The following is a 2,045-nucleotide window of genomic DNA, read 5'->3' as shown; positions in this document are numbered from 1 at the left end:
TTTATCGAGGGATGATCATAGTCCCGCTTGAGTGGCTTGTTATGTTTATATATCGACTAAACTATTTATAATTTTTTTCCATATATTTGATAAATATATTCTTTTGTAACCTCAACAGCTTCACTTGGCTCTATTCCTGGAGGTCCTTCTGGGCCTGAGCGAAATTCAATATAAGTTGAACGATTTTTTAAAAGGTTTATTCGATCCGATTGCCAGCCATCGCCTATTTGAATAGGGCCGTTTAAAATTAGCTTTAAATCTGAAAAACTAGCCTCAGACTCTGCACCATCTAAAGATCTATACTGGAAATGCATAACCTTCCTATAAACATAACGCCTAAATAACAGGCTTAAAATTGTTGGCTAGAATAAGCGAGGAACGAGCAAAAGCCAACTGTTTTAAGTCCTTGTTTATTTTCTTGTTATAAGGGGTTGACTAAAAACCATTCAGCTGTATTATAACTTCAAGGGTTGAGACATCCTGCGTCCACTGCAAAGCCTCTGGCAAAAAATTAAACTTACATGGCTAATATAACGCCTAAACCTTTTTTGAGTGGAGATGGTTTATAAATAGGATTATATTATGAATATGCAAGACCATTCTGATTCGTGTAAACGTCAAGCACGCCAACTGAAAAAACAACACCCTGAACTCGGTTACAATAAACGATTAGACCTAGCGGCTAAAAAGCAAGGTTTTAAGCATTACACCTCTTTAAATAATTTACTTAAACTTTTAGGCCCAGATAAAAGCCCTAGTACTATTCAAATTGTTTCAGCCGGTGGTGACGCAAGAGAGTGCCCTTATAAAACAATTTCGACACAGACATCTATATCCTGGAGTAAGGCTTCGCCTGTAGGAAAGGTAATATAGAAAAGTGCACAGGGGCTGAGTGCCCCTTATAACGCCCTGTTAAGAGGCAAAATTTAGTTGGCTAAAATGTTGAGGAACGAAAACAGCCAACTGTATTTTGTCCTGCTTTAACAGCTTGTTATACATCGATTGCACCGAACTCTTGGTTCAATAAACAACCTGCTGTTATAACCGTATTTTTAACGGTTAATGTGAGTTTCAATACATCTTCAGCCCATAATTTATCATATAGTTCGCCTTTAAATTTAAAGCCTTTAAACTGTACTCCACTCCTATTTTCCTCGAATGAAACTAAAGCCCCAAAATCAACTAAATTACGATGTTTAATGGTATTTACAAATGCGTTTACATACTTGAACTCAAATGAACCTAACAAGTTTGATAGGGTAGTCTTTAACTCACCATCTTCAAGTTTTTGAGTTACTTTATATACATCACAATCGTGGACAGCTATCGGGTTTTGAAACAGTAAACCATTTACAAGTTGCGCAAATAAATCATGTATTGATCTTGCGGTGTGTATGCAAGCCTGAGTATTAGCTTGTATTGCTAGTTTCCTTTCCCACAACTCAAGCCTTTTTTCTTCTGGTGGCATGATTAACTCCATTTGTTCTCGTGGAGTTGAACCTATGGTTAAATCATTTTGAGTTTTGGCTTGTTCAAGGTGGTAGCAAAATATGTCTATGGCTCTACTCGTAGAGTTAATTCTCTCTATGGTTGATTTATCTTCACCATTGATTGCAATTGAGCGATCTTTAAGTGCTTTTAAATTCCAACTACCCACATTGCTTCCTTAGATGTATAACGCCGTTTTAAGCGGCAAATTGCAGTTGGCTAAAATAAGTGAGGTACGAACAAAAAGCCAACTGTAATTTGTCCGACTTGAAAACCCTTGTTAGGTGTAAAACCCCACCAACACTTAGACTAAGTTTAAGTTTAAGTTTAAGTTTTAAAAAGCTCAGGCTTATTAATAGATAAATATAGAAAAACTGATATAGAAAGAGTACCTAAACTTTTTATAATTGGAAAACCTAAATTTAATGTAACTGCGTAATAAGCAATATCCACTATAGAAAATATTGCTAAAAGAATAGCAAGAGCGTTTACGAATTTGGCTAATTTAGTTGAATCTGACATATAAATCCCTTTACACCTAACGCTTTGCTAATGGG

Annotated in this window: 4 protein-coding genes; 1 reads left to right on the top strand and 3 read right to left on the bottom strand. The window is 35.8% G+C overall.

All coding sequences use genetic code 11. The annotated features are described in order from the left end of the window. Positions 1-65 precede the first annotated feature (65 nt). Positions 66-314: a hypothetical protein gene (locus tag KO502_RS04150; protein ID WP_216021306.1), complete on the bottom strand. Its 249-nt coding sequence runs from the start codon at positions 312-314 to the stop codon at positions 66-68. Positions 315-582: 268 nt separating this feature from the next. On the opposite strand from KO502_RS04150, the gene KO502_RS04145 reads away from it, so the two are divergent. Next, positions 583-873, top strand: coding sequence for a hypothetical protein (locus tag KO502_RS04145; protein ID WP_216021305.1), 291 nt, complete (start codon positions 583-585; stop codon positions 871-873). Positions 874-991: 118 nt separating this feature from the next. Here KO502_RS04145 and KO502_RS04140 read toward each other — a convergent pair whose 3' ends face one another. Together KO502_RS04140 and KO502_RS04135 are read right to left on the bottom strand one after the other, a co-directional pair. Continuing rightward, positions 992-1,657, bottom strand: a complete 666-nt coding sequence (locus KO502_RS04140; RefSeq protein ID WP_216021304.1) for a hypothetical protein — start codon at positions 1,655-1,657, stop codon at positions 992-994. Positions 1,658-1,815: 158 nt separating this feature from the next. After that, positions 1,816-2,010 (bottom strand): hypothetical protein, encoded by a 195-nt coding sequence (locus KO502_RS04135; protein ID WP_216021303.1) that lies wholly within the window; start codon positions 2,008-2,010, stop codon positions 1,816-1,818. Between the last annotated feature and the right edge of the window lie 35 nt (positions 2,011-2,045).

It is taken from the genome of Colwellia sp. E2M01 (assembly GCF_018860585.1).
Lineage (GTDB): Bacteria > Pseudomonadota > Gammaproteobacteria > Enterobacterales > Alteromonadaceae > Colwellia.
This window is presented reverse-complemented; position numbering and strand designations above follow the sequence as displayed.